Source organism: Methylobacterium sp. HJ2, assembly GCF_056431005.1.
Map to the genome: position 1 here is coordinate 239,030 of NZ_JBWJYM010000009.1, position 24,036 is coordinate 263,065.

At 71.7% G+C, this 24,036-nt stretch carries 23 protein-coding genes; 14 read left to right on the plus strand and 9 right to left on the minus strand.

Features of this window, described 5'->3' with window-relative positions; all coding sequences use genetic code 11:
• Window positions 1-76: 76 nt before the first annotated feature.
• From recF to recQ, 3 genes are all read left to right on the plus strand, one after another.
• Window positions 77-1,234, plus strand: coding sequence for a DNA replication/repair protein RecF (recF, locus tag ACS5RC_RS21345; RefSeq protein WP_478345916.1), 1,158 nt, complete (start codon window positions 77-79; stop codon window positions 1,232-1,234).
• Between the two features lie 8 nt (window positions 1,235-1,242).
• On the plus strand, window positions 1,243-1,854 hold the full coding sequence (locus tag ACS5RC_RS21350; RefSeq protein WP_478345917.1) for a LysE family translocator: 612 nt from the start codon (window positions 1,243-1,245) through the stop codon (window positions 1,852-1,854).
• 335 nt (window positions 1,855-2,189) lie between these two features.
• On the plus strand, window positions 2,190-4,040 hold the full coding sequence (recQ, locus tag ACS5RC_RS21355) for a DNA helicase RecQ (protein WP_478345918.1): 1,851 nt from the start codon (window positions 2,190-2,192) through the stop codon (window positions 4,038-4,040).
• 28 nt (window positions 4,041-4,068) lie between these two features.
• Here recQ and ACS5RC_RS21360 read toward each other — a convergent pair whose 3' ends face one another.
• On the minus strand, window positions 4,069-4,617 hold the full coding sequence (locus tag ACS5RC_RS21360; RefSeq protein WP_478345919.1) for a formaldehyde-activating enzyme: 549 nt from the start codon (window positions 4,615-4,617) through the stop codon (window positions 4,069-4,071).
• Window positions 4,618-4,841: 224 nt separating this feature from the next.
• On the opposite strand from ACS5RC_RS21360, the gene ACS5RC_RS21365 reads away from it, so the two are divergent.
• From ACS5RC_RS21365 to ACS5RC_RS21390, 6 genes are all read left to right on the plus strand, one after another.
• Window positions 4,842-6,047 carry a hydrolase gene (locus tag ACS5RC_RS21365; protein WP_478345953.1) on the plus strand — a complete coding sequence of 402 codons (1,206 nt, stop codon included), beginning with the start codon at window positions 4,842-4,844 and terminating at the stop codon, window positions 6,045-6,047.
• 172 nt (window positions 6,048-6,219) lie between these two features.
• Window positions 6,220-8,445 (plus strand): phosphoribosylformylglycinamidine synthase subunit PurL, encoded by a 2,226-nt coding sequence (purL, locus tag ACS5RC_RS21370; protein ID WP_478345920.1) that lies wholly within the window; start codon window positions 6,220-6,222, stop codon window positions 8,443-8,445.
• A gap of 29 nt (window positions 8,446-8,474) precedes the next feature.
• A complete protein-coding gene (locus ACS5RC_RS21375; RefSeq protein WP_478345921.1) occupies window positions 8,475-8,711 on the plus strand; it encodes a BolA family protein in 237 nt (78 codons plus the stop codon).
• A 113-nt stretch (window positions 8,712-8,824) separates the two neighbouring features.
• On the plus strand, window positions 8,825-9,160 hold the full coding sequence (gene grxD, locus ACS5RC_RS21380; RefSeq protein WP_478345922.1) for a Grx4 family monothiol glutaredoxin: 336 nt from the start codon (window positions 8,825-8,827) through the stop codon (window positions 9,158-9,160).
• 181 nt (window positions 9,161-9,341) lie between these two features.
• A complete protein-coding gene (locus tag ACS5RC_RS21385; protein ID WP_478345923.1) occupies window positions 9,342-10,241 on the plus strand; it encodes an NAD(P)/FAD-dependent oxidoreductase in 900 nt (299 codons plus the stop codon).
• Window positions 10,242-10,465: 224 nt separating this feature from the next.
• Complete coding sequence (locus tag ACS5RC_RS21390; RefSeq protein ID WP_478345924.1) at window positions 10,466-10,684, plus strand: hypothetical protein; 219 nt, start codon at window positions 10,466-10,468, stop codon at window positions 10,682-10,684.
• A 30-nt stretch (window positions 10,685-10,714) separates the two neighbouring features.
• Here ACS5RC_RS21390 and ACS5RC_RS21395 read toward each other — a convergent pair whose 3' ends face one another.
• Together ACS5RC_RS21395 and ACS5RC_RS21400 are read right to left on the minus strand one after the other, a co-directional pair.
• On the minus strand, window positions 10,715-11,536 hold the full coding sequence (locus ACS5RC_RS21395) for a hypothetical protein (protein ID WP_478345925.1): 822 nt from the start codon (window positions 11,534-11,536) through the stop codon (window positions 10,715-10,717).
• An 81-nt stretch (window positions 11,537-11,617) separates the two neighbouring features.
• On the minus strand, window positions 11,618-13,693 hold the full coding sequence (locus ACS5RC_RS21400) for a M3 family metallopeptidase (RefSeq protein WP_478345926.1): 2,076 nt from the start codon (window positions 13,691-13,693) through the stop codon (window positions 11,618-11,620).
• Between the two features lie 396 nt (window positions 13,694-14,089).
• Here ACS5RC_RS21400 and ACS5RC_RS21405 point away from each other — a divergent pair, with 396 nt between their 5' ends.
• From ACS5RC_RS21405 to ACS5RC_RS21415, 3 genes are all read left to right on the plus strand, one after another.
• Window positions 14,090-14,977 (plus strand): extensin-like domain-containing protein, encoded by an 888-nt coding sequence (locus tag ACS5RC_RS21405; protein ID WP_478345927.1) that lies wholly within the window; start codon window positions 14,090-14,092, stop codon window positions 14,975-14,977.
• 72 nt (window positions 14,978-15,049) lie between these two features.
• Entirely contained in the window at window positions 15,050-16,135 is a 1,086-nt protein-coding gene (locus ACS5RC_RS21410; protein WP_478345928.1) for a L,D-transpeptidase family protein, read from the plus strand.
• Window positions 16,136-16,431: 296 nt separating this feature from the next.
• Complete coding sequence (locus tag ACS5RC_RS21415) at window positions 16,432-16,821, plus strand: response regulator (RefSeq protein ID WP_478345929.1); 390 nt, start codon at window positions 16,432-16,434, stop codon at window positions 16,819-16,821.
• A gap of 20 nt (window positions 16,822-16,841) precedes the next feature.
• Here the strand turns inward: ACS5RC_RS21415 and ACS5RC_RS21420 are convergent, their stop codons facing one another.
• Entirely contained in the window at window positions 16,842-17,219 is a 378-nt protein-coding gene (locus ACS5RC_RS21420) for a YraN family protein (RefSeq protein WP_478345930.1), read from the minus strand.
• Window positions 17,209-18,195: a 16S rRNA (cytidine(1402)-2'-O)-methyltransferase gene (rsmI, locus tag ACS5RC_RS21425; protein WP_478345931.1), complete on the minus strand. Its 987-nt coding sequence runs from the start codon at window positions 18,193-18,195 to the stop codon at window positions 17,209-17,211. The genes ACS5RC_RS21420 and rsmI overlap by 11 nt, the downstream gene beginning before the upstream one ends.
• A 114-nt stretch (window positions 18,196-18,309) precedes the next feature.
• On the opposite strand from rsmI, the gene ACS5RC_RS21430 reads away from it, so the two are divergent.
• Window positions 18,310-19,536 (plus strand): penicillin-binding protein activator, encoded by a 1,227-nt coding sequence (locus tag ACS5RC_RS21430; RefSeq protein WP_478345932.1) that lies wholly within the window; start codon window positions 18,310-18,312, stop codon window positions 19,534-19,536.
• A gap of 14 nt (window positions 19,537-19,550) precedes the next feature.
• On the opposite strand, the gene hemW is transcribed toward ACS5RC_RS21430, so the two are convergent.
• From hemW to rph, 3 genes are read right to left on the minus strand one after another with little or no spacing between them, the layout of a single operon-like run.
• Window positions 19,551-20,720 (minus strand): radical SAM family heme chaperone HemW, encoded by a 1,170-nt coding sequence (hemW, locus tag ACS5RC_RS21435; RefSeq protein ID WP_478345933.1) that lies wholly within the window; start codon window positions 20,718-20,720, stop codon window positions 19,551-19,553.
• Between the two features lie 47 nt (window positions 20,721-20,767).
• On the minus strand, window positions 20,768-21,397 hold the full coding sequence (gene rdgB / locus ACS5RC_RS21440) for an RdgB/HAM1 family non-canonical purine NTP pyrophosphatase (RefSeq protein ID WP_478345934.1): 630 nt from the start codon (window positions 21,395-21,397) through the stop codon (window positions 20,768-20,770).
• Window positions 21,394-22,107, minus strand: coding sequence for a ribonuclease PH (rph, locus tag ACS5RC_RS21445; protein ID WP_478345935.1), 714 nt, complete (start codon window positions 22,105-22,107; stop codon window positions 21,394-21,396). Before rph ends, rdgB begins: the two co-directional genes overlap by 4 nt.
• Before the next feature lie 171 nt (window positions 22,108-22,278).
• Here rph and hrcA point away from each other — a divergent pair, with 171 nt between their 5' ends.
• On the plus strand, window positions 22,279-23,370 hold the full coding sequence (gene hrcA, locus ACS5RC_RS21450; protein WP_478345936.1) for a heat-inducible transcriptional repressor HrcA: 1,092 nt from the start codon (window positions 22,279-22,281) through the stop codon (window positions 23,368-23,370).
• A gap of 136 nt (window positions 23,371-23,506) precedes the next feature.
• On the opposite strand, the gene ACS5RC_RS21455 is transcribed toward hrcA, so the two are convergent.
• Window positions 23,507-24,036, minus strand: a 530-nt coding sequence (locus ACS5RC_RS21455) for a DUF1236 domain-containing protein (protein WP_478345937.1), incomplete at its 5' end; no start/stop codon positions are given.

Here is a 24,036-nt window from a genome sequence, read left to right on the forward strand (position 1 = left end):
CCCTGGTAAGGATCGCTCGCAGGCAGGGGCCGGAGCCCTCGTCGGACGACAGGACGGAAGCAGGACGCATATCGGCATGGAGCCCCTCGACGGCGCCCAGCGTCTCACCCGGCTGATCGCCCGCGACTTCCGCAACCATGCCGACCTCGACCTCGTCGTCGCGCGCCGGTTCGTGGCCCTCGTCGGCGAGAACGGTGCCGGCAAGACCAATCTGCTCGAGGCGATCTCGCTGTTCTCGCCCGGCCGCGGCCTGCGCCGGGCCGATCTGTCGGTGATGGCGCGCGAGAGCGGGCCGGGGGGCTTCGCGGTGTCGGGGACGCTGGCCCGCGACGGCGACGAGCACCGTCTGGGCACCGGGATGGAGCCGCCGGGCTATGACGGGCGCCCCAGCCGGATCTGCCGCATCGACGGGGGCACGGTGTCCTCGCCCGTGGCCTTCTCGGAATTCCTGCGGGTGGTCTGGCTGACGCCGGATCTCGACGGCCTGTTCCGGGGACCGGCGGGCGAGCGCCGCCGCTTCCTCGACCGGCTCGTCCTGGCCGTGGACGCCGCGCACGGCGCCCGCGTTTCGGCCCTGGAGCGTGCGCTGCGCTCGCGCAACCGCCTGTTGGAGGAGCGCCCCGGCGACGGGCAATGGCTCGACGCCGTGGAGCGCGAGGTGGCCGAACTCGGCGTCGCGGTGGCGCTGGCCCGCCGCGAGACGGCGGAGCGCCTCGACCGGCTGATCGGCGAGACCCGGGACGACGCGCAGCCCTTTCCCTGGGCCGCCCTGCGGCTCGAGGGCGACCTCGACGACCTCGTCGCGGTCTGGCCGGCGATCGAGGCCGAGGACCGCTTCCGCCTCGCCCTGCGCCAGGGCCGCAACCGCGACCGCGCCGCCGGCCGCACCCTGATCGGCCCGCAGACCACCGACCTCGTCGTGCGCCACGGGCCGAAGGACGTGCCCGCCGCCACCGCCTCGACGGGGGAGCAGAAGGCCCTGCTGATCGGGCTGGTGCTCGCCCATGCCCGCCTCGTCCAGGCGATGAGCGGCATCGCTCCGCTGATTCTGCTGGACGAGGTCGCCGCCCATCTCGACCCACGCCGCCGAACCGGGCTGTTCGACGCTCTGGAAGCGCTCCCCGGGCAGGTCTGGATGACGGGCGCCGATCCGGTGATGTTCGCCGAACTGCAGGACCGGGCCGACGTGATCCGAATCGCGGACGGGCGCGTCGTGTCCTCACAGACCGATTGAGCCGTGGGATGCCCCTGTCGAGCCTCGCCCTGTTCGCTTTCGTCTACGCGGTCGCGGTCGCCTCACCCGGCCCGGGCATCGTCGCCCTCGTCGCCCGCGTGCTGGCGCGCGGATCCCGCGGCGTCCCCGCCTTCATCGCGGGCTTCCTCGCCGGTGACCTGCTCTGGTTCTCGGTCGCGGCGACGGGTTTCGCCCTGCTCGCGCAGAGCTTCGCCGCGCTCTTTCTCGCCATCCGCTATCTCGGTGCGGCCTATCTCGCCTATCTTGCGTGGCGTGCCTGGACCGCACCGGTCGAACCATTCGCCAGCGAGCCGGTCCGCGGCGAGAGCGGCGCCCGCCTCTTTCTCGGTGGCCTTGGCCTGACGCTCGGGAACCCGAAGGTGGTCCTGTTCTTTCTCGCGCTCCTGCCGACGGTGATCGATCTGGAGCATCTCACCCCGCTCGGGATGATCGAGATCGCCGCAACGATCGGGGTCGTGCTCAGCGCGACGCTCACCGCCTACGCGCTCGCCGCGGCGCGGGTCCGGCGCCTGTTCGTCTCCGCCCGCGCGCGGCGGGCGATCAATCGCGGAGCCGGTACGGTGATGGCGGGCGCGGCCTTGGCCGTCGCGACGCGGTGAGGCTCCATTCGATGCAGAGCCGACATCGGCTGCGGATCGGGCGATCCGGTCCGGCCGACGCGCCCTCCCTCACCGGGTGCGACGTCGGCGCATTCGCCGGAACCGCGCGGTAGACACGCGACGCGTTGACAGGTGCCGGGCGCATGGCACCGCTCTTGTCGAGCCGCACCCGGGCTGCCACGTACGCGGCGCCCGGTCGGTCACCTTGCCGGTCACCGGGTGCTGCGGCACATGTCTCGGCTGCGACCGTCGCGGTGCCGCTGTAGGGTGGGCGCCGTCCCAGATTGCGGCGATCCGCCGAGTCGTCTCGTCCCCGTCCAAGCCGCCGAGTCCCCATGTCCCAACGCCTCGACGAGGCCCGCGCCGCGCTTCAGAAGACCTTCGGCTACGACGATTTCCGCCCCGGCCAGGACGAGGTGATCGGCGCGGTGCTCGACGGCGCCGACGTGTTCGCCGTGATGCCGACGGGGTCGGGCAAGTCGATGACCTACCAGTTGCCCGCCCTGGTGGAGGATTCCCTCACGGTGGTGGTCTCGCCGCTGATCGCGCTGATGCACGACCAGGTGCAGCAGATGCGCGCCTTCGGGCTCGAGGCCGCGACGCTGAACTCCTCGATCGCCGAGGCCGCCTCGCGCGAGACCTGGCGCAAGATCCGCGCGGGCGAGCTGCGCCTGCTCTTCGTCTCGCCCGAGCGCCTGCTGATGGACGGCTGCATGGACGCCCTGCGCGGGGCCGGCGTCCGGCGGCTCGCCGTCGACGAGGCGCATTGCGTCTCGCAATGGGGGCACGATTTCCGGCCCGAGTACCGGGAGATCGCCCGCGCCCGCGAGGCGCTCGGCAACGTGCAGACGCTGGCGCTCACCGCCACCGCCGACGCCGCCACCCGGGCCGAGATCGCCGAGCGTCTGTTCCCGGCCGGGCGCGATCCGCGCACCTTCGTGCATTCGTTCGACCGGCCGAACATCCGCCTGACCTTCGCTCCGAAGGACAACCCGACCCGGCAGATCGAGCGCTTCCTGAAGCATCGCCGGGCCGAGAGCGGGATCATCTACTGCTCGTCGCGCAAGCGCACCGAGCAGCTCGCCGACAGCCTGAAGGCCGACGGCTTCAACGCCCTGCCCTACCATGCCGGCCTCGACCAGGGCACGCGGATGCGCAACCAGGACACCTTCCTGCAGGAGGACGGGATCGTCATGGCGGCGACCGTCGCCTTCGGCATGGGCATCAACAAGCCGGACGTGCGCTTCGTCTGCCACGCCGACATGCCGAACAACGTCGAGGGCTACTACCAGGAGATCGGCCGTGCCGGCCGCGACGGGCTGCCCGCCGACACGCTGACCCTCTACGGCCTGGATGACATGGCGCTGCGCCGCCGCCAGATCGACGAGAAGGAGGTGCCCGACGAGCGCCGCCGCGTCGAGCGGCGCAAGCTCGAGGCGATGATCGCCCTCTGCGAGGGCGCGAGCTGCCGGCGCCAATCGCTGCTCGGCTATTTCGGCGAGGCGAGCGCGCCGTGCGGGCGCTGCGACCTCTGCCGCGGCGGCGTCCAGCTCGTGGACGGCACGGTCCCCGCCCAGAAGGTGCTGTCGGCGATCGTCCGCACCGGGCAGCGATTCGGCGCCGCCTATATCTGCGACGTGGTCCACGGCAAGGAGAGCGAGCAGATCCGCCGCAACGGCCACGGCCAGCTCAAGACCTTCGGGGTCGGCGCCGACAAGCCGGTGGCGGCCTGGCGCGCGATCCTGCGCCAGCTCTTCGCCGCGGGCGCGGTCGCCGAGAACACCGACGGCTACGGCGGGCTCTCGATGACGCCGAAGGGCGAGGCGATCCTGTTCGGGCGCGAGCCGGTGCAGCTGCGGCCCGACCCGGAGCCCAAGACCGAGACCCGAGAGCGCCGCCGCGGCGCCCCCGCCGCCCGCGACGACGAGGCGCTGGCGTTGAGCGAGGGCGACGAGGCCCTGTTCCAGCACCTGCGGGGCCTGCGCGCCACCATCGCGCGCGGCGAGGGCATCGCCGCCTTCATGGTGTTCCCCGACCGCACCCTGATCGAGATGGCGCGGGCCAAACCCGTGGACCTCTGGGCCCTGCGCACGGTCCACGGTGTCGGCGAGCGCAAGCGCGAGGCCTACGGCGACAAATTCGTCGCGGCCATCGCAGATTTCCTCACTCACGGGTCTACAACCTGAAATTGCAGACCCGCGCGGCCGGCGAGGCTCAGATCTTCCCGTCGAGACCCATCTGATAGTATTTGTGGGTGATCTTGTCCTGGTTCTCGAGGAGCCAGTCGATCGAGGGCTCGTTGCTCATCGCCTTGCGGATCGCCTCGGTCATGCCCCTGCGCTGAATCTCGAACAGGGCCTTGTGATCGACCGTCTCGGCCTGGATCACGCCGGGGCTCAGCCAGACCGAGCAGATGATGCCGAGATCGTTGGCCTTCTCCTTCGGGATGTAGCCGGCCCGGACGGCGTCCAGCACGCCGTTGGCGATGGCGAACTGCACCGTTCCCATTAGGATCGAGGTGTACTTGCTCTCGGTGACGCTGACCTTGGAGACGCAGAGCGTCACCGGGCGGACCATGATGTCGGTGTTGAGGAGGGCGAAGACGCGGCTGTGGCCGACGACCTGATCGCCCGTGAGGGTCGCGAGCGCGGTGCCGACCGGCCCGTCGAGCTCGCCGATGATCACCTCGGGCTCGGCGGCCGTGTTGGGCGGACCGCCCGCGACGAGGGCCTCGCCGGCGCGGAGGATGATGCGTTCGCTCATGCTGGAATCCATCCTGACGATAGGGGGCCGCCGATCGAGAGGCGGCCGCAGGTCGGGGTCTCTCCCATGTCCGCCCGATCGGGTCCACCCTCGGCCGGGAGCGCGGGAGGCCCCGCGATTTTCCCTCGTCTGTGTCGTGCCGGTTGCGTAGGAGGGGCGTGACGCCGTCAGAGCCCGCCCCCGAGAGAGCACGCCCCATTTCCGAGAGCCGACCAGACGCCACCCTGCCCGGCGGAGCGCCCCGGCCGGTCGCGACCCGCACCGTCTTCTATTGTCCGGGCTTCGACCCGCGCCAGCCGGAGACCTATTGGGGCCTGTTCCGGCGCGAGGCGCGGCTCACGGCCGAGCGGCGCGGCCTGGCCATCGCCGTGACCGAGGCCCTGCGCAGCGCGGACGGACTCAGCCTGGACTGGACCATCGAGGTCGGCGGCACGCGCACCCGCTACAGCCTGCTGCGCTGGGACGACATTGTCCGGGAGCGCTTCCCGCGCCCGGAATGGCGCCGCCTTCTGGCGGTGCCCGCCCTGATGCTGCGCCTGAGGCGGAGCGGCTACGCCCGCCGCCTGCGCCGGGAGGCGCGGCGCTTCTCGACCGTCATCGTCGGGGTGCACCGGATCTATCTCGGGCTCGCCCTCCTCAGTCTCGCCCTCGCCGTCGGTGCGCTTCTCGCCCTGCCGGCAGACCTGCGGTTGTGGGCGATCCCCCTGGTGCCGCCGGCAACCTACGCGATCCTCGCGGGCCTCACCTGGATCACCCGCGGCAAGCCCTTCTACGTGTCCCATCTCGTCGACGACACCGCCTTCACCCACGACCACGCCGCCGGCCGCGTGCCGGCGATGGCGGGCCGCCTCGATGCCTTCGCCGAGCGGATCCGCGCCGCCGACGGGGAGGCCGACGAGATCGTGGTGATCGGCCATTCCTCGTCGAGCTTCCTCGGCGCCGAGGTGCTGGCGCGGGTGCTCGACCGCGATCCGGACTTCGGACGCCGCGGCCGACCGGTCTCCTTCGTGACGCTCGGCAGCGTGATCCCCTGGATCGGCCTCGACCCGGCCGCAGCGCCGGTGCGGGCGGCGCTCGCCCGCGTCGCCGGGGCGGAGGCGATCCGCTGGCTCGACGTCCGGGCGCCGTGGGACTGGCTGTCGATCCACCTGCGCGACCCTCTGACGGCCTCCGGCATCCCCTCGCCCGGGCCGGGCCGGCCGGCCGTGATGCGGGTGCAGATCGAGGACCTGATCGAGCCCGCCACGGTGGCCCGCCGGCGCTGGAATCTGTTCCGCATGCATTTCCAGCTCCTGATGGCGAGCCGGCGCGCGGACGGGTTCGACTACATCGCCTTCGTCGCCGGACCGGAGCCGGTCCACGCAGCGATCGATCGCTGTCGGCAGGGCCCGTCCGTGTCTCCCGAACGGGCGCAGGCGGCGTTGAATTGATACCTGAGGTTGGATAACATCCCTGTGCGTCCATGCGACGGAAGCGTCCCGACGGATGTTGCACCTGTGCGTGCACCGCACTAGAGCCGAAGCGGCTTGCACGCGTGGCCCGGTCCGGCCTCGTCCGCTGGCCATGCATCTGGCATGGCCATTACTTGTCGAGACCCAGAGCATGTTCCGCAACGATGTGCCGATCACGCCAGAGCTCGTCCGTCAGCACGGTCTGACGCCGGACGAGTACGCGCGCTTCCGGGGCTTGATCGGGCGCGAACCGACGCTGACGGAACTCGGCATCGTCTCGGCGATGTGGAACGAGCACTGCTCCTACAAGTCGTCACGCAAGCACCTGCGCGGCCTGCCGACCAGCGCTCCCTGGGTGATCCAGGGACCGGGCGAGAACGCGGGCGTGATCGACATCGGCGACGGCCTGGCCTGCGTCTTCAAGATGGAGAGCCACAACCACCCGAGCTTCATCGAGCCCTATCAGGGCGCCGCGACCGGCGTCGGCGGCATCCTGCGCGACGTCTTCACGATGGGCGCGCGCCCGATCGCGGCGCTCAATGCCCTCCGCTTCGGCTCGCCGGATCATCCGCGCACCCGCCACCTCGTCTCCGGGGTGGTCGCGGGGATCGGCGGCTACGGCAATTCCTTCGGGGTGCCGACCGTCGGCGGCCAAGTGGGCTTCCACCCGCGCTACGACGGCAACATCCTGGTCAACGCCATGGCGGTCGGCCTCGCGCGGACCGACGCGATCTTCTACGCGGCGGCTACCGGCGTTGGGAACCCGATCGTCTATCTAGGCTCCAAGACCGGACGCGACGGCATCCACGGCGCCACCATGGCCTCGGCCGAGTTCGACGAGGCCTCCGAATCGAAGCGCCCGACCGTTCAGGTCGGCGACCCCTTCGCCGAGAAGCTGCTGCTCGAGGCCTGCCTGGAGCTGATGCGGTCGGGCGCCGTGATCGCGATCCAGGACATGGGCGCGGCGGGCCTGACCTGCTCGGCCGTCGAGATGGGCGCCAAGGGCGACCTCGGCGTCGAGCTCGACATCGAGAAGGTGCCGGCCCGCGAGGAGGGCATGACGCCCTACGAGATGATGCTCTCGGAGAGCCAGGAGCGCATGCTCATGGTGCTCAAGCCCGGCATGGAGGCCGAGGCCGAGGCGATCTTCGTGAAGTGGGGCCTCGACTTCGCGGTGATCGGGCGCACCACGGATACCCTGCGCTTCGTCATCAAGTGGCACGGCGAGACCGTGGCCGACCTGCCGATCAAGGAACTCGGCGACGAGGCGCCCCTCTACGACCGGCCCCACATCGCCAACACCCACTTGCCCGTGCTGAAGCCCGCCGAGGTGTCGGCACCGACCTCCCTCTGCGACGTCCTGCGCCGGCTCGTCGGCTCGCCCGACCTCGCCTCGAAGCGCTGGGTCTACGAGCAGTACGATCACTACATCCTGGGCAACACCGTGCAGAAGCCCGGGGGCGATGCCGCGATCGTGCGCGTCGAGGACGGCCCGAAGGGCCTCGCGATCACCTGCGACGTCACCCCGCGCTACTGCGAGGCGGACCCTGTCGAGGGCGGCCGGCAGGCCGTCGCCGAGGCGTGGCGTAACATCACCGCGGTCGGCGGGCGCCCGCTTGCGATCACCGACAACCTCAACTTCGGCAACCCGGAGAAGCCCGAGGTGATGGGCCAACTCGTCGGCTGCCTCCAGGGCATCGGCGAGGCCTGCAAGGCCCTCGACTTCCCGGTCGTGTCGGGCAACGTCTCGCTCTACAACGAGACCAACGGCGTCGGCATCCTGCCCACCCCGACCATCGGCGGCGTCGGCGTGATCGACGACGTGGCGCGCCACGCGACGCTCGCCCTGAAGCGCGAGGGCGATGTGCTGGTGCTGATCGGGTCGGGCGAAGGCTGGCTCGGCCAGTCGGCCTACCTCGCGGTGATCGAGGGCCGCGAGGCGGGCGCGCCGCCGCCGGTCGATCTCTCGGTCGAGCGCCGCAACGGCGACTTCGTGCGCGGCCTCATCACCTCGGGGGTCGTCGACACCGTCCACGATCTCTCGGACGGCGGCCTCGGCGTCGCGCTGGCCGAGATGGCGATGGCGGGCGATATCGGCGCCGCCCTGCCGGAGGTGCCGGTGGACCTCCCGGCGCACGCCTACCTGTTCGGCGAGGACCAGGGCCGCTACCTGCTCGCCGTCGAGGCCGAGGCCGCCTCCGACCTTCTCTACAGCGCCTCGGCCCAGGGGATCGACGCGGCGGTGATCGGCGTCACCGGATCCGACCGTTTGACCCTGCCGGGCGGCGAGACCATACCGGTGGCCGACCTGCGCAAGGCGCACGAGGGATGGTTGCCGGACTACATGGCGCGCCAGCCGGCCGCCGTCGCGGCCTGAGATCCCGATTCTCGTCAGGAGTTAGCCCCATGCCGATGGATGCGCGCGAGATCGAGGCGATGATCCGCGAGGCCCTGCCGGACGCGCAGGTGGAGATCCGCGATCTCGCGGGCGACGGCGACCACTACGCCGCGACGGTCCTCTCGGCCGCCTTCAAGGGCAAGACCCGCGTGGCCCAGCACCAGATGGTCTACGGTGCGCTCCAGGGGCGGATGGGGGGCGTGCTGCACGCGCTTGCGCTGACCACGGGGCTGCCGCAGGATTGAAGCCCTGCAAGGGTCGCGGTCTCGTAGGCAACGCCGAGGTCTCGAGGACCCCAGGTCTTGAAACGATCCGAGGCCAGCGCTTAACTGACGGATAATTCAGTAGGGACACTCACATGTCGGACGCCAACGCAGCCATCGAGACCGAGATCAAGTCGCAGGACGTGGTCGTGTTCATGAAGGGCACGCCGCAGATGCCGCAATGCGGCTTCTCGGGCCAGGTCGTGCAGATCCTCAACTACCTCGGTGTGCCGTTCAAGGGTGTGAACGTCCTGGCCGACCAGAGCATCCGCGAGGGCATCAAGGCCTATTCCAACTGGCCGACCATCCCGCAGATCTACGTGAAGGGCGAGTTCGTCGGCGGCTGCGACATCACCCGCGAGATGTTCCAGTCGGGCGAGCTGCAGACCTTCCTCGCCGAGAAGGGCGTGCCGGTGAAGTCGGCCGCTTGAGCCGCTTCTCCATAGCCGAAACGGATCGGGGCGCCCGCGGGCGCCCTTTTTCGTGCCCGCTGCCGGAAACCTCGGCCCGCCCCACCGTTGGCTTCGGCGGGATCGCAGGGTTCTTCCGCCCCGTCACGGGAGCCGCTCCCGCGATCCCGGGCGAGCGGGAGGCGATCCGGAGAGGGCACCGATGCGCGACGTCATCATCGTGGGCGGCGGTCCCGCCGGCCTCAACGCCGCGCTGATCCTGGGGCGATGCCGCCGCAGCGTCCTCCTCTGCGATATCGGCGAGCCCCGAAACGCCGCGACGCCGCGGACATGGGGCGTGTTCACCCGCGACGGGACGCCGCCCGCGGAGCTTCGGGCGCGGGCGCAGGCCGATCTCGACCGCTACCCGCACGTCGAACGGCGCGACGTGGCGGTGGTTGGGGCGCGGCGCGAGGACGATGCGTTCATCGTCGATCTTGCCGATGGCGGGCAGGCGCGGAGCCGTCGCCTGATCCTCGCCACCGGCCTGCATCAGGATCTGCCCGAGATCGAGGGCATGGCGGAGTTCTGGGGCACCGGCGTCCACACCTGCCCGTATTGCGACGGCTACGAGGTACGGGACCGGCCGCTCGCGGCCTACGCGCACGGGCCGGCGGCGAAGGGCTTCGCGCTCGAACTCACCGCCTGGAGCCGAGACGTCACCCTCTGCACCGACGGCCAGCCGACCGACCTCGACGATGGGGACCGGGCGCGCCTCGCCCGCCATGGCGTCCGGATCGTCACGGCGCCGGTTGCCGGACTGGAGGGGGATGCCGGGCGGCTGGAGCGGATCCGCTTCGCGGACGGGGAGCAGATCGCCTGTGCGGGCCTGTTTCTGATGCCTGCGGGCTGCCGGCCCTCGGATCTCATCGAGGGGCTCGGTTGCGACCTCACCGCCAAGGGCGTGGTCCCGACGAGCGATTACGAGGGGACCAACGTGCCGGGCCTGTTCGTCGCGGGCGATGCCTCGCGCCGGGTGCAATTCGCCGTCGTGGCGGCCGCCGAGGGCGCGATGGCGGCCTTCGCGGTCAACACCGAGTTGCTGCGCGAGGACACGCGCTGACCGTCCGGGTGGGGGCCGGCCTCGGCGAAGATCTCGGTCAAAACAGGTTCCGGCCGGGCCGGGCGGGTGTGAAGTCGCACCGCAACCGGGCCGAAGCGGTGCAATAGTTAAAAAATCGTTCGGGGCCAGAGAAATGCGGAACGTTTCCGCGCTTTCCCCGTTCTTCATACGGCCCAGGTGTTTGGGCCCGCCCCGTTCACCGCGTCGCTGCTGCTAGGCTCGCCATGCCCGTCCTCGACACCAAGAGTCTGGACGCCGATCTCGAGGAGCTCTCGCGCCTCGCCGCGATCCTGCACCCGACGCGCGCCCAGCGCGTCAGCGCGCTCGCCAACGGACGCCGCCGGGCCAAGCTCGGCTTCCTGCCGACCGCTTCCGCGGCGCCCGAGGCCCGGCTTTCGTCCGGCCCGGAGACGCTGGCCCCGACGCCGCTCAGCGCGAGCTGAGCGACTGCGGCACGATCCTGGAGATCGGACCTACCAGGGCTGCGGCGTGATCACGCCCTGACGGGTGACCACCACCCAATCGCGACCGCGCCGCTCGAGGGCCTCGACGCGCCCGATGCCCGGCACCGAATCGCCCCGCACCACCTCGACCAGACGACGACGGCGATCCTCCAGGACGGCGGTGCCATCGTAGACGTCGCGCACTGCCCAGGTGTCGATCACCGGCGGCCGCTCGGGCGCGGTGGATTTCCGCTCAGCGAGGCTTCCCGTCTGCACAGGCTCGGCGCGCGCGGCGTCGATCCGGGCCGGTTCCACCTTCGGCGGGGGCACAGGCGCGGCGGCCGCGTGCTTCTCTGCGAGAGCCGCGATCTGCGCGCCCTGCTCGCGGCCGGCCTGCTCGATCCGCTCGCCGAGGTTCGCCAGCTTGGCATTCATCGACTGCTCGACCTTGCCAAGGCGGTCGCCGAGCGTCTGCGCGGCGCGCGCCGCGTCCTTGCGCGCGCCGGCGTCGGAATCCTGCAGGGCCGTGAGCGTTCGACCGAGGCGGTCCAGCTCCGCGGTCAGCCGCATCGTGTCGGCGCGGGCTGCCTCAAGAGCCACCCGCACCTGCTCGGCTGCGGGATCGCCCCCGGAGCGCGCCAGCGAGGCCGCGGTGATCCCGGCGCCGCAGATCAGGCCGAGGGCGAGGCCGCCACCCGCGATGCCCGCGAGCAGCGGGTCGAGGCGCCGCGCGCGCGTCGGTGGAGCCGCGGCCCCGCTCACCGCCGCCTTGAGCAGTGCCTCGGGCGAGGCGCCGGCCGGCAAGCTGGCGGGCGCCTTCGCGGCGGGCGATCCGGTGGTCTTCGTCGTCATCGTCCTCACACCCGAGCTGTCAGGCCGTCATCCCGAAAGCTTTGGTTAAGGACGCTTGTTTACCGAACCGTTACGATACGCTCACGCCGCGAGACCGCGCTGGCGCAGCAGCGGAGCCGTCGTCGGGAGCCGCCCGCGGAACAGCGTGTAGGCCTCGCGCGCGTCGCGCAGGTTGCCCGCCCCGTAGACGTAGCGGCGCAGCCGCGCCGCCGTCTCCGGGTCGAAGATGTCCCCGGCCTCGCGGAAGGCGTCGAAGGCGTCGGCGTCCAGCACCTCCGACCAGAGATAGCTGTAATAGCCCGCCGCGTAGCCGTCCCCGGAGAAGATGTGCGCGAAGTGCGGGCTGCGATGGCGCATCCCGATCTCGGCCGGCATCCCGATCCGCTGCAGGGCATCGGCCTCGAAGGCCTGCACGTCGAGGCCTGATTCGCCCGCGCCCGAGAGGTGCAGCGTCATGTCGACGATGGCCGAAGCGGTGTACTCCACCGTGGCGAAGCCCTGGTTGAAGGTGCGGGCGGCGAGCAGCTTGCCCAGCAGCGCCTCCGGCATCGGCTCGCCGGTGCGGTGGTGCCGGGCATGGGCGCGCAGCACCTCGGGCTGCTCCAGCCAGTGCTCGTAGAGCTGCGAGGGCAGTTCCACGAAGTCGCGCGCGACCGCCGTGCCCGAGAGCGACGGGTAGGTCACGTCGGAGAGCAGGCCGTGCAGGGCGTGGCCGAACTCGTGGAAGAGCGTGCGGGCGTCGTCGAAGGAGAGCAGGGCCGCCTCCCCGGCCGGGGCCTTGGCGAAGTTCATCACGTTGACGATGATCGGCGTCACGGTGCCGCTCAGGCGCTCCTGCGAGCGGAAGGCACTCATCCAGGCACCGGAGCGCTTCGAGGCGCGGGCAAAATAGTCGCCGAGGAACAGGCCGACCTCGGAGCCATCGGCGTTGCCGACGCGCCAGACCCGGACGTCGGGGTGATAGCGCGGCACGTCCGACAGCTCGCTGAAGGTCAGGCCGAACAGGCGGCTCGCCGTGTCGAAGGCTGCGGCGATCACGCCGTCGAGCGGCAGGTAGGCCTTGATCTCACCCTCGTCGAGATCGTGCTCGGCCCGGCGCAGCTTCTCGGCATAGTGGCGCCAATCATGGGCCTGGAGGGCGAAATTGCCGCCTTCCGCCTGCACGATGGCCTGGAGCCGGTCGCGCTCGGCCGCGGCCCGCTTGCGGGCCTGGGTCCAGACTTCGGTGAGCAGGCCGGTCGCCGCCTCGGGCGAGGCGGCCATCGTGTCGTCGAGCTTGTAATGGGCGAAGCTCTCGTAGCCGAGAAGCCGGGCGCGCTCGGCCCGGAGCCGCACCGTCTCGGCGATGATCGCACGGTTGTCGGTCGCGCCGCCCGATTCGCCGCGGCGGATCCAGGCCTCGTAGGCGCGCTCGCGCAGGTCGCGCCGGGTCGAGAATACGAGGAACGGCTCGATCAGCGAGCGCGACAGGGTGATGACGTGGCGGTGGCTACCGCCCCGCTCAGCGGCCGCGCTCGCCGCCGCGGCCTGCAGGAACGGGGGCAATCCGGCGAGGTCGTCCGGTCCATCGAGGGGCAGCACGAAGCTGCTCTCGTCGGCGAGCAGGTTCTGGCCGAACTGCGTCCCGAGTTCCGAGAGGCGCTCGGCGATCGCGGCCATGCGGGCCTTGGCCTCCGGGCCGAGATCGGCGCCGGCCCGGCGGAACCGGATGCGGTAGCGGTCGAGCACCCGGCGCTCCTCGTCACCGAGCCCCTCGGCGTCCGGATCGACGGCCGAGATCCGCGCCCAGAGGGCGGCATCGAGATAGATCGCGCTGCCGTGGCGGGCGAGCTTGGGCCCGACCGCGCGCTCGATCTCCTGAAGCTCGGCGTTCGTGTGGCTGCCCGTGAGATTGTAGAAGACCGACGAGACCCGATCGAGGGCCTGCCCCGCCCGCTCCATCGCCGCGACGGTGTTGGCAAAACGCGGCGGCGCCGGATCCGCGATGATCGCGGCGATCTCGGCCTCGTGCGCGGCGAGCGCCGCCTCGAAGGCCGGCAGGTAGTGCTCGGGCCGAATCCGCTCGAAGGGGGCGAGTTCGTAGGGCGTGCCCCACTGCACCTCGGAGAAGGGGTTCTGCGCGTCGAGCGCCGGAAGCCCGCCGTTCGGATCCGTCATGGCTGTCCTCGTCGTGAACGGCCTGCCCCGGATGGTCCGGCCGGCAGGCGCGGGGGTGTCGATGCGGAATGACCCGACCCTTAGAGCATTGGCCCGAACGCTGGCCACGGCTTTCGGGCCATCCTGCCGCCGAAACCGAGCTGCGAGAACCGTTCCGCGCCCGCTGCGGCGGTGACGCTTCCGGCGGGCCTTGCCCGGGCCTTCGCCGCGCTGCCGCGGTGCGACCGTTGCGGCGTTGCCCTTGCGGCCGAGCCCGGTCCGCCCGATCGTCGGCGGCAGAGGCGCCCGCCGGGGGCAATCTGCGCGAGGGCCGACGTGGCGCTGACATTCGACGATCCGATCCCGGCCCTTCGTCGCCCGCGCGACGAAAGGGCGCGGGGCGGGCCCCGGAGACGGGTGGTCCATGCGGCGCTCCTGTTCCTCGCGGCCAGCTGCTCGATCGCGACCGCCGCACCGGTCGCCGGGCAGGCGCCTGCGGCGGGCGTACCGGCGCCCCCGCTTCCGCCCGAGCGACCGCGCGAACTCGACCCGCCACCCGCGCCGTCCGAACCCCTGCGCGATGTGCCGCCGCCGCCTCAGCGGCCCGCAGACCTGCGCCCGGAGCGCCCCGTCGTGGGCACCGAGAAGGCGGCCGAGCCGCCGAAGCCCTCCGAGCCGTCGAGCCTTCCCGAGCCGCCGCCTCTGCCGCCAGCGCGACCGCAGGATCTGTCCGGCCCGGACGCTCTCGCCCTGAAGGTGGCCGCGCCGGACGACGCGGCCTGCCGGATCCGGCTGAAGCGTCTCGGCGTCGCCTTCGAGCCGCTGCCGGCCCTCGAGAACGGCCAGTGCGGTGCGCCGCTGCCGCTCAAGCTCACGGCGCTCGGCGACGGGATCGCGCTGCCGCAATCGGCGACGCTCACCTGCGTCGCCGCGGAGGCTCTCGCCCGCTGGGCGACCGAGGTGCAGGTTGTGGCCGAGCGCGAGATGAAAGCGCCCCTTCGCGGCATCGCGATCGGCACGTCCTACGAATGCCGAGGCCAGAACCACGACGTGGACGCGAAACTCAGCGAGCACGCCTTCGCCAACGGCGTCGATGTGATGAGCTTCAATTTCGAAGGCCGCCCGGCGCTCGCCGTGGCGGCGCAGCAAGCCGGCTCCGACGAGGCGCGCTTCCTCGACGCGGTGCGGGCCAGGGCCTGCCGCATGTTCCGGACCGTGCTGGGGCCGGGCACCAACGCGGCCCACGCCAACCACCTGCATCTGGACGAGCGGGAGCGCAGCAACGGCCACCGGCTTTGTGAGTAGAGGCGACGGAACAGGCCAAAGCCGGCGTGACTTGTTCGGCCGGAGCGCGGTGCTCCCGGAGTCGGCTTGGCTATGACAGGGGCGTTCTCGACGCGCGGCGTACTGATCGGTGCGGTGCTGATCGTCTGGGCGGGCGCAGGTGCGGCAGCCGAACGGTCGAAGGAGCGCGCCGGCCCACCTCCGGTGCTCACCGCCGAGGCGATCAACGGCGCGCGCGTGACGGACACACCGGAGGCGGCCAAGCCCTCCGCGGCGGCGGGCGCGCGATCGGCACAGCAGGTGGACCCGTTGCGGATCAGGATCCAGGTTCTGCTGGACCGGGCGCATTTCTCGCCCGGCGCCATCGATGGGAAGGATGGCGACAACCTGCGTCGCGCCCTGGCGGCCTACGCGACGGCGAACGGCCTGCCCGCCGAGTCGAAGCCGACGCCGGAGCTGTTCGGGAAGCTCGCCGCCGATGGCGATCCGGTCGTGACGGCGTACACCGTGTCGGAGGCCGACGCGAAGACCGCGTTCACGCCGCGCATCCCGCCCAAGATGGAGGAGCAGGCCGATCTCGACGGTCTCGGCTACACCAATGCCCGAGAGATGCTGGCCGAACGCTTCCACATGAGCCGCGACCTGCTCAGCGCCCTGAACCCGGGCAAACCGTTCGACAAGGCCGGCACGACGCTTCTCGTCGCGGCGGTGACCCCGATGGGCAGTGATAACCCGAAGGCGAAAGACCTGCCGCAGGAGCCGAAAGTCGCGCGAATCGAGGTCGACAAGGGAAGCCGCGACGTGCGGGCCTTCGATGCGGCGGGCAAGCTCCTGGCCTATTACCCGGCCTCGATCGGCAGCGCCGAGAAGCCGGCGCCGAGCGGCGAGACCAAGGTCGAGCGGGTCGCCTTCGATCCGACCTATACCTACAATCCGAAATACGCGTTCAAGGGCGTCAAGGCGCGTGAGAAGTTCACGATCAAGGCCGGCCCGAACAATCCGGTCGGCGCGGTCTGGATCGACCTGGCCATCGAATCCTACGGCATCCACGGCACCCCGGAGCCGGAGAAGGTCGGCAAGACCGAATCCCACGGCTGCATCCGGCTCACCAACTGGAGCGCGCGGGACCTCGCGACCCATGTCGAGAAGGGTGCCACGGTGATCTTCCGGGACCAGTGAGGGGCGCGCACCCCGCCGGTCTCCCGTTGCGGATCCGCCCCAACTGAGGCGCGCCTGCCGCACGATCTCGCCGAAATGTATAACTGCGTAACATTGCCGCTCGGCTGCGCGCCCGTCGACGGATCGCGACGCTTGACACGTTCGACGTTCCGGGCGACGGCTCGACCCGTGCCGCAGGCCCCATCGGCGTGCCGGAACGACGTCCTGGAGATGATCTGCACAGGCAGGTCACACGTCCGGACGTGCCGAAAGGCTCAGCTCCGGTGCGGAGCGGATCGAAGGAAAGATAGCTCGGCGTGACTGCGGAACCGAACGAGGACATTCTTCAGGGCGTCCGGGTCCTCGTGGTCGAGGACGAAGCTGCGATCTCGATGCTGCTCGAAGACATGCTCCTCGACTTCGGCTGCGACGTCGTCGGGCCGGCCGCGCGTCTCGCGACAGCCCTCGAGATGGCCCAGGCCGAGAGCTACGACGTCGCGATCCTCGACGTGAACGTTGCGGGCGAGCCGATCTACCCGGTGGCCGAGGCGATCGCGAAGCGCGAGCTGCCCCTGGTGTTCTCGACGGGCTACGGCGGCGCCGGCATCCGCGAGCCGTTCCGCGACCGGCCGGTGGTGCAGAAGCCCTTCAGCCAAGCCGATCTCAAGCGCACCCTGGTCGGCGCGATCCGGTCCGCCAGAGGCTGATCGACCGCGGGCGCGCCCGCTCACGCCCCCTCGATCGGGAAGGCATCGGGCAGGTGCTCGGGCCATCCCCGGCGCCCGAGGAAGACCGCATCGGCGCGCAGCGTCAGGCGCGGATCCGCGGGGTAGCGGGCGAGCCAGGCCCGAACCGCGCGCGAGAAGCGCCGCCGCTTGTCCGGGGTGATCGACACGCGGGCGTCGGAGAGCCGGTCGCGCGCCTTGACCTCGACGAAGGCGAGCGTGCGACCGCGGCGCACGATCAGGTCGATCTCGCCGCCCGCGAGGCCGACCCGCATTGCGAGCGGGCGGTACCCCTTCAGCATCAGCGCCAGCAGCGCGATCCATTCGGCTCGGCGGCCGCGCCGGTCGCTAGCCCGGCGCTGCGCCGCCTCAGGCGTCATCGCGGTCCCCCTCCCTGGGAGCGTCCTCCGCGCGGCTGAGCGCGAGGGCACGGGCATAGACGAGGCGACGCTTCTGCCCGGTCTCGGCCGCGACGAGGCTCGCCGCGTCCTTGATCGAGTGGCGGGCGAGCGCGACCCGCAGGGCGGCGTCGAGGTCGGCCTCAGAGGCGGCATCCGGCACCGCTTCGGGACCCGTGCCGATCAGCACCACGATCTCCCCTCTGGGAGCGCCGGCAGCCGCGAATTCCGCGCTCAGCGTGCCGAGGGTGCCGCGCCGGACGGTCTCGTAGAGCTTCGTCAGTTCGCGCGTCACCGCGGCGGGTCGCTCGGGACCCAGCACCTCCGCGGCATCGGCCAGCATCTCGACGAGGCGATGCGGCGATTCGAACAGGACCAGGGTGCCGGGAACCCGGACGAGGTCGCCGAGGCGGTTGCGCCGGGCGCCCGGCTTCTGCGGCAGGAAGCCCTCGAAGAAGAAGCGGTCGGTGGGCAGGCCTGCGGCGACCAGCGCGGTCATCACCGCCGAGGGGCCGGGGATCGGCGTGACCGGAATCGCGGCCTCGATCGCGGCCTGGACCAGCTTGAAGCCGGGATCCGAGACGAGGGGCGTCCCCGCATCCGAGACCAGGGCCAGCGCCTGTCCCTCCTGCAGGCGGCGCAGCATGCGCTCGCGGACCGCGTCGGTCGAGTGCTCGTGATAGGCGAGGAGCGGCGTGGTGATCCCGTAATGCATCAGCAGGGTCCGGGTGACGCGGGTATCCTCGGCGAGAATCGCGTCGGCCGCCGCGAGGGTCGCCAGAGCCCGGATCGTGATGTCGCGCAGGTTGCCGATCGGCGTGGCCACGATGTGCAGGCCCGGATCCAGCGCCTCCGCCTCGCTGGCGAGCCCGAAGGCGGTGAAGGTGGCGGGTCCCTGGCGTCTCGAGGGCTCGGGACGGTCGGCAGGGGGTCTGGTGGGATCGGGACGCTGGCTCATCGCGGCGACAATGCCACGGACCGCGAGGGAATCTTTCACCTTTCCCGCGGGTGCGTTTACTTTTCTCGCGTAGACTTTAGGCGTGGCCTGTCCCGAACCGCGAGGAGACCTGCGATGGCGCGCTCGAAGCCTCCTGTGGGCATTCTCACCGCGCTGGCCGGTCTCGCCCTCGCGCTCGGCGCCTGCATCGGCGGCCCCGACGGCGGACGGCAGGTCCGTCAGGTTCCCGTCGAGGCGCCCCCCGCGCAGGCGGAGGCGCCCGGGCCACCCGCGCCCCCCCTCCCCGCCGGGCCGGGCCGCATCGGCGCGGGCTCCGTCAAGGTGGCCCTCGTGCTGCCGTTGAGCGGCCAGGGCGCCGCGATCGGCGCCGCCATGCGCAACGCCGCCGAACTCGCCTACGAGGAGTTCCAGCAGCCCGATCTCCAGATCCTGGTGAAGGACGACCGCAGCGCGCCGGACGGTGCCCGCGAGGCGACCCAGGCGGCGCTCGCCGAGGGCGCCGACATCGTGCTCGGTCCGGTCTTCGCCGGCAGCGTCCAGGCCGCCGCCCTCCCGGCGCGCAATGCCGGCAAGCCGGTCGTCGCCTTCTCGACGGATGCCACGGTGGCCGCGCGCGGCGTCTACCTGCTGAGCTTCCTGCCGCAGACCGAGGTCGATCGCATCGTCGACGAAGCGGTGGCCTCGGGGAAGCGCTCCTTCGCGGCGCTGATCCCGGAGAGCCCCTACGGCAACGCCGTCGAGGCCGAGTTCCGCGAGGCTGTGGCACGCAGGGGCGCGCGCCTCGCCGCGATCGAGCGCTACGCGGCCGGCCAGCCCGGTCCCGCGGTCGAGCGCCTCGCCGGGCTGATCACCGGGGCTGCCCAGGCCGATGCGCTGTTCTTGCCCGAGACCGCGTCCGGGCTGCCCGCCGTCTCGGCGGCACTGATGAAGGCCGGGTTCAACCCGGCCCGGGTCCGGCCGATCGGCACGGCGGTCTGGAACGAGCCGCGCCTGTTCGCCCTGCCCGCCCTCCAGGGTGGCCGCTTCGCCGCGCCGGATGCCGCGGGATTCGCAGCGTTCTCGGGCCGCTACCAGGCCCGCTTCGGCGCGAGCCCGCCGCGGGTCGCCTCGCTCGCCTACGACGCCGTCTCGCTCGCGGCGGCGCTGACGCGGCAATACGGCTCCCAGCGCTTCGCCGAGCCGACGCTCACCACCCCCTCCGGCTTCGCCGGGATCGACGGGACCTTCCGGCTGCGGCCGGACGGAATGAGCGACCGCTCGCTCGCGGTCTACGAGATCCGCAACAACGCGGTGACGACGGTGAGCCCAGCGCCGCGCGCGCTTCCCAAGCCCGGGACGTGAGCCCCGGCGCCTGATCAGCGCCCGAGTTCGGCCACCACCGCGTTGAGGACGGGCGCCCCGCGGACGGTGGTGGCGATGCGGCCGGATCCGAGGCGCGCGACGAGCCCGTCCTGCACGAGGGCGTCGAGCCGGTCGGGATCGAGCGGGCGGCCCTTCAGCGCGGCGTAGCGGGCCGGATCGATGCCCTCGGTGAGCCGGAGGCCCATCATCAGAAATTCGTCGCCCTGATCGGAGGGGGACAGCGCCTCGGTTTCGGCGATGCCGTGGCCGACGGCCTCGACGCGATCGAGCCAGGCTTCGGGGGCGCGCAGGGTCACGGTGCCGATGCGGCCGGCCGCCGTCACGAGGCGTCCGTGCGCGCCGGGTCCGATCCCCGCATATTCGCCGTAGCGCCAGTAGAGCAGGTTGTGGCGCGAGGCGGCGCCGGGGCGGGCGTGGTTCGAGATCTCGTAGGCCGGCAGCCCCGCCGCGCCGCAGACCTCCTGCGTCACGTCGTAGAGGATGCGGGCGGATTCGTCGTCAGGCGGCACGAGCTTGCCGGCCTGCGCCAGGCCGAAGAAGGGCGTGCCGGGCTCGATGGTCAGTTGGTAGAGCGAGAGATGCTCGGCCGCGAGATCGAGGGCGCGGCCGAGCTCCGCCCGCCACGCCTCGGGGGTCTGGCCCGGCCGGGCATAGATCAGGTCGAAGGAGCTGCGCGGGAAGCTCTCCTGTGCGATCCGGATCGCCGCCAGCGCCTCGGCGGCGCTGTGCAGCCGCCCGAGGGTCCGCAGCGACGCGTCGTCGAGGGCCTGGATCCCGAGGGAGACGCGGCCGACCCCGGCGGCGCGGTAGCCGCGGAAGCGCCCCGCCTCGACGCTCGTCGGGTTGGCCTCGAGGGTGATCTCCGCGCCCGCGGCGATGCCCCAGGCGGCATCGACCGCCTCGATCAGTCCCGCCACAGTCTCCGGCCGCATCAGCGAGGGCGTGCCGCCGCCGAGGAACACGCTGGTGACCACGCGCCCCGGCGTCAGGGCCGCGACGTGCGCGATCTCGGCGCGGAAGGCCGCGAGAAAGCGCACCTCGTCGACGGGCGCGTGGCGGACATGGCTGTTGAAGTCGCAATACGGGCATTTGGCCGCGCAGAACGGCCAGTGCAGGTAGACCCCGAACCCCGCGTCGCGGGTGGGATGATAAATCGGCGGCATGGTCCCGATGTGAGGGCGCGCCGGCCCGGCGGCAACGCCCCCTCCCCTCATCCCGGGCGGCGCAGGCAGGCGGCCGCCAGCGCCACGAAGGCCCGGGCCCGATGCGAGAGTGCGTCGCCGCTCTCCCAATTCACCCCGTGCTTCTCCGCCGACGAGATCTCCCCGAAGGTGCGGTCGAGGCCGTCCGGCCGGAACATCGGGTCGTAGCCGAACCCGGCGGCGCCGCGCGGGGCGACGAGGTCGCCGAAGACCCGGCCTTCGAACAGCTCGCTGTGGCCGTCCGGCCAGGCAAGCACGAGGGCCGAGACGAAATGCGCCCGCCGGTCGGTGGCGCCGCGCCGGTCGAGCTCGGCGAAGATCCGATCCATCGCCCCGGTGAAATCCTTTGACGCGCCGGCCCAGCGTGCCGAGAAGATGCCGGGCGCTCCGTCGAGGGCATCGATGCAGAGGCCCGAATCGTCGGCGAAGGCGGGCAGGCCGGAGGCCGCGGCGGCGGCGTGCGCCTTGATCGCGGCATTCTCCGCGAACATCGTTCCGGTCTCCTCCGGCTCGGGCAGGCCGAGTTCGCCCGCCGAGACCGCCTCGACGCCGAAGGGCGCGAGCAGCTCGCGCATCTCCACGAGTTTGCCGGCGTTGTGGGTCGCGATCACGACCCGGCCCGAGAGGATCCGGCTCACGCGATGGCCTGCTTCTGGAGGGCGACGAGATCGGCCACGCCCGCCTTGGCGAGCCCGAGCATGTCGAGGAGTTGAGCCTCGGTGAAAGGCGCGCCCTCGGCGGTGCCCTGCACCTCGACGAGGCCGCCAGAACCGGTGATCACGAAGTTGGCGTCGGTCTCGGCCGCGGAATCCTCGGCGTAGTCGAGATCGAGCACTGCGGTCCCCTTGGAGATGCCGCAGGAGACCGCCGCCACGTGCTCCCGCAACGGGTCGACCGAGATGATCGAGCGGCCCCGCATCCACGTGAAGCAATCGTGCAGGGCCACCCAGGCGCCGGTGATCGCGGCCGTGCGGGTGCCGCCATCGGCCTGCAGGACGTCGCAATCCACGGTGATCTGGCGCTCGCCCATCGCCGGCAGGTTGGTGACGGCGCGCAGCGACCGGCCGATCAGGCGCTGGATCTCCTGGGTCCGGCCCGAAGGCTTGCCGGAGGACAGCTCGCGGCGCGTGCGGGTATGGGTGGCGCGCGGCAGCATGGAATACTCGGCCGTGACCCAGCCCTTCCCCGAACCGCGCAGCCACGGCGGCCCGCGGTCCTCCAGCGAGGCCGTGCACAGCACCTTCGTCTCGCCGAAGGTGACGAGGCAGGAGCCTTCGGCGTAGCGCGCAACGGCGCGCTCCAGCGTAACCTTGCGCAGCTCGTTGGCTGCGCGCTTCGAGGGCCGCATGCCCGCTCCTCACGTCCGAATGGAGGCCGGGCTCATACGGCCCGGAAGCTCCTGCGGCAACCCGCGCCACCGCGCAGGCGCGTCCCGCAGGACACAACCTATCGCCGATCGACCGTGGCGATTGATCGACCGGCGCGCTGCGGACACAATCGTCCGGCCAGGATCGTACCCGTGACAGAACACAGCAGTTTTCCCGAGACTTCCCCCATCCCGCCGCTCGGCGCCCTGAACGAGCGCGCCCGCGAGATCTTCCGCCAGATCGTGGAGAGCTATCTCACCACGGGCGAACCGATGGGCTCGCGCAACCTCGCGCGGATCCTGCCGATGGCGCTGTCGCCGGCCTCGATCCGCAACGTGATGTCGGACCTCGAGCATTCCGGCCTGATCTTCGCGCCGCATACCTCGGCCGGCCGCCTGCCGACGGAGCAGGGCCTGCGCTTCTTCGTCGACGCGATGCTGGAGCTCGGTGATGTCGGGCACGAGGAGCAGCAGCGCATCGAGGCGCAGATGCGGGCCGCCGCCTCGCGGCACACCTTCGACTCCGCGCTCGCCGAGGCCTCGACGCTGCTGTCGGGCATGTCGCGCGGGGCGGGCGTGGTGCTCACCACGAAGTCGAACGTGCATCTCAAGCACATCGAGTTCGTGCGCCTCGATCCGAGCCGCGCCCTCGTGGTTCTCGTCTCGAACGACGGCTCGGTGGAGAACCGGCTGCTCGATCTGCCGCCGGGCCTGCCGGCGAGCGCGCTGCAGGAAGCCTCGAACTACCTGAACGCGCGCCTCCAGGGCCGGACGCTCGGGATGCTGCGCCAGGAGATCGAGACCGAGCGGCAGGCGATGAAGCGGGAGCTCGACGCCATCACCGAGCGGCTGGTCGATGCCGGGCTCGCCACCCCGGTCGGGCCCTCCGAGGCGCGCCAGCTCATCGTGCGGGGTCAGGCCAATCTCCTGGACGACCTGCGCGCGGTCGAGGATCTCGAGCGGATCCGGCTGCTCTTCAACGACCTCGAAACGCAGAAGGACGTGATCGATCTGCTCTCGCGTGCCGAGGGCGGCGACGGGGTGCGGATCTTCATCGGCTCGGAGAACAAGCTGTTCTCGCTCTCCGGCTCGTCGCTGATCGCCGCGCCCTTCCGCGACGGGACGCAGAAGATCGTCGGCGTGGTCGGCGTCATCGGTCCGACGCGGCTGAACTACGCCCGCATCGTGCCGATGGTGGATTACACTGCGCGGGTCGTCTCGAAGCTCCTCGACGGGCCGCGCTAGGGCGTTCTCCGCCGCGGCGCCGCAAGCGAGGGGCTTCACCGACCTGACCGGTTCGGGCCAGCCTGGCTCGGTCTGAGGTCCGGGGCGCATCCCGACGAGCCGGCGACCCGGTCGCCGGAATGCGCCGTCCGCCCGTTCAGGCCGGGATCACGTCCACGATCTCGTAGGTGTCGGGATCGATGATCAGGATGTCGTCCTCGACCAGGATGTAGTCGTAGCCCTCGTAGGCCGGCACGATGCTGAGGATCGACGGCGGAAGCCGGTGGAGCCGCACCGAGCGCGGGATCGCGGTGCCGACGCTGATCGCGAAGTTCACGTTGCGGACCCGCTCGACGCCGGAGCGCGTGATGGACTGCCGGAACTCGGTGCGCCGCGTCGTGTCGAGGCGGCTCGCCGCGCCCCGCACCTCGCCGCCGCGACCGCCACGCTCCGCCCGACCGGGGCCCTCGCGCCCACCGCGGCCGTCTCGGTCGGCGCGGCCATCCCGGTCACCACGACCGTCCCGGTCGCCGCGGTCCCCGCGCTCGTTGCCGCGCGCGCCCGGCCCGCCGCGCTCGTCCGCACCGCGCGCGTCGCCGCGCCCGTCCGGCCGCTCGCCGGCCCGGCCGGGGGCTCCGTCGCGATCACCCCGCTCGGCTGCGCCCGGGCGCCCGCCCGCACCCGGCC

Excerpts from the sequence above, each read along its gene's own strand:
- recQ (WP_478345918.1), top strand. The coding sequence starts at position 2,190 with ATGTCCCAACGCCTCGACGAGGCCCGCGCCGCGCTTCAGAAGACCTTC.
- ACS5RC_RS21385 (WP_478345923.1), top strand. The coding sequence starts at position 9,342 with ATGCGCGACGTCATCATCGTGGGCGGCGGTCCCGCCGGCCTCAACGCC.
- ACS5RC_RS21400 (WP_478345926.1), bottom strand. The coding sequence starts at position 13,693 with ATGACGGATCCGAACGGCGGGCTTCCGGCGCTCGACGCGCAGAACCCC.
- ACS5RC_RS21410 (WP_478345928.1), top strand. The coding sequence starts at position 15,050 with ATGACAGGGGCGTTCTCGACGCGCGGCGTACTGATCGGTGCGGTGCTG.
- ACS5RC_RS21350 (WP_478345917.1), top strand. The coding sequence starts at position 1,243 with ATGCCCCTGTCGAGCCTCGCCCTGTTCGCTTTCGTCTACGCGGTCGCG.
- grxD (WP_478345922.1), top strand. The coding sequence starts at position 8,825 with ATGTCGGACGCCAACGCAGCCATCGAGACCGAGATCAAGTCGCAGGAC.
- ACS5RC_RS21390 (WP_478345924.1), top strand. The coding sequence starts at position 10,466 with ATGCCCGTCCTCGACACCAAGAGTCTGGACGCCGATCTCGAGGAGCTC.
- recF (WP_478345916.1), top strand. The coding sequence starts at position 77 with ATGGAGCCCCTCGACGGCGCCCAGCGTCTCACCCGGCTGATCGCCCGC.
- ACS5RC_RS21395 (WP_478345925.1), bottom strand. The coding sequence starts at position 11,536 with ATGACGACGAAGACCACCGGATCGCCCGCCGCGAAGGCGCCCGCCAGC.
- rsmI (WP_478345931.1), bottom strand. The coding sequence starts at position 18,195 with ATGAGCCAGCGTCCCGATCCCACCAGACCCCCTGCCGACCGTCCCGAG.
- ACS5RC_RS21375 (WP_478345921.1), top strand. The coding sequence starts at position 8,475 with ATGCCGATGGATGCGCGCGAGATCGAGGCGATGATCCGCGAGGCCCTG.
- purL (WP_478345920.1), top strand. The coding sequence starts at position 6,220 with ATGTTCCGCAACGATGTGCCGATCACGCCAGAGCTCGTCCGTCAGCAC.
- ACS5RC_RS21420 (WP_478345930.1), bottom strand. The coding sequence starts at position 17,219 with ATGACGCCTGAGGCGGCGCAGCGCCGGGCTAGCGACCGGCGCGGCCGC.
- ACS5RC_RS21430 (WP_478345932.1), top strand. The coding sequence starts at position 18,310 with ATGGCGCGCTCGAAGCCTCCTGTGGGCATTCTCACCGCGCTGGCCGGT.
- hemW (WP_478345933.1), bottom strand. The coding sequence starts at position 20,720 with ATGCCGCCGATTTATCATCCCACCCGCGACGCGGGGTTCGGGGTCTAC.
- ACS5RC_RS21360 (WP_478345919.1), bottom strand. The coding sequence starts at position 4,617 with ATGAGCGAACGCATCATCCTCCGCGCCGGCGAGGCCCTCGTCGCGGGC.
- rph (WP_478345935.1), bottom strand. The coding sequence starts at position 22,107 with ATGCGGCCCTCGAAGCGCGCAGCCAACGAGCTGCGCAAGGTTACGCTG.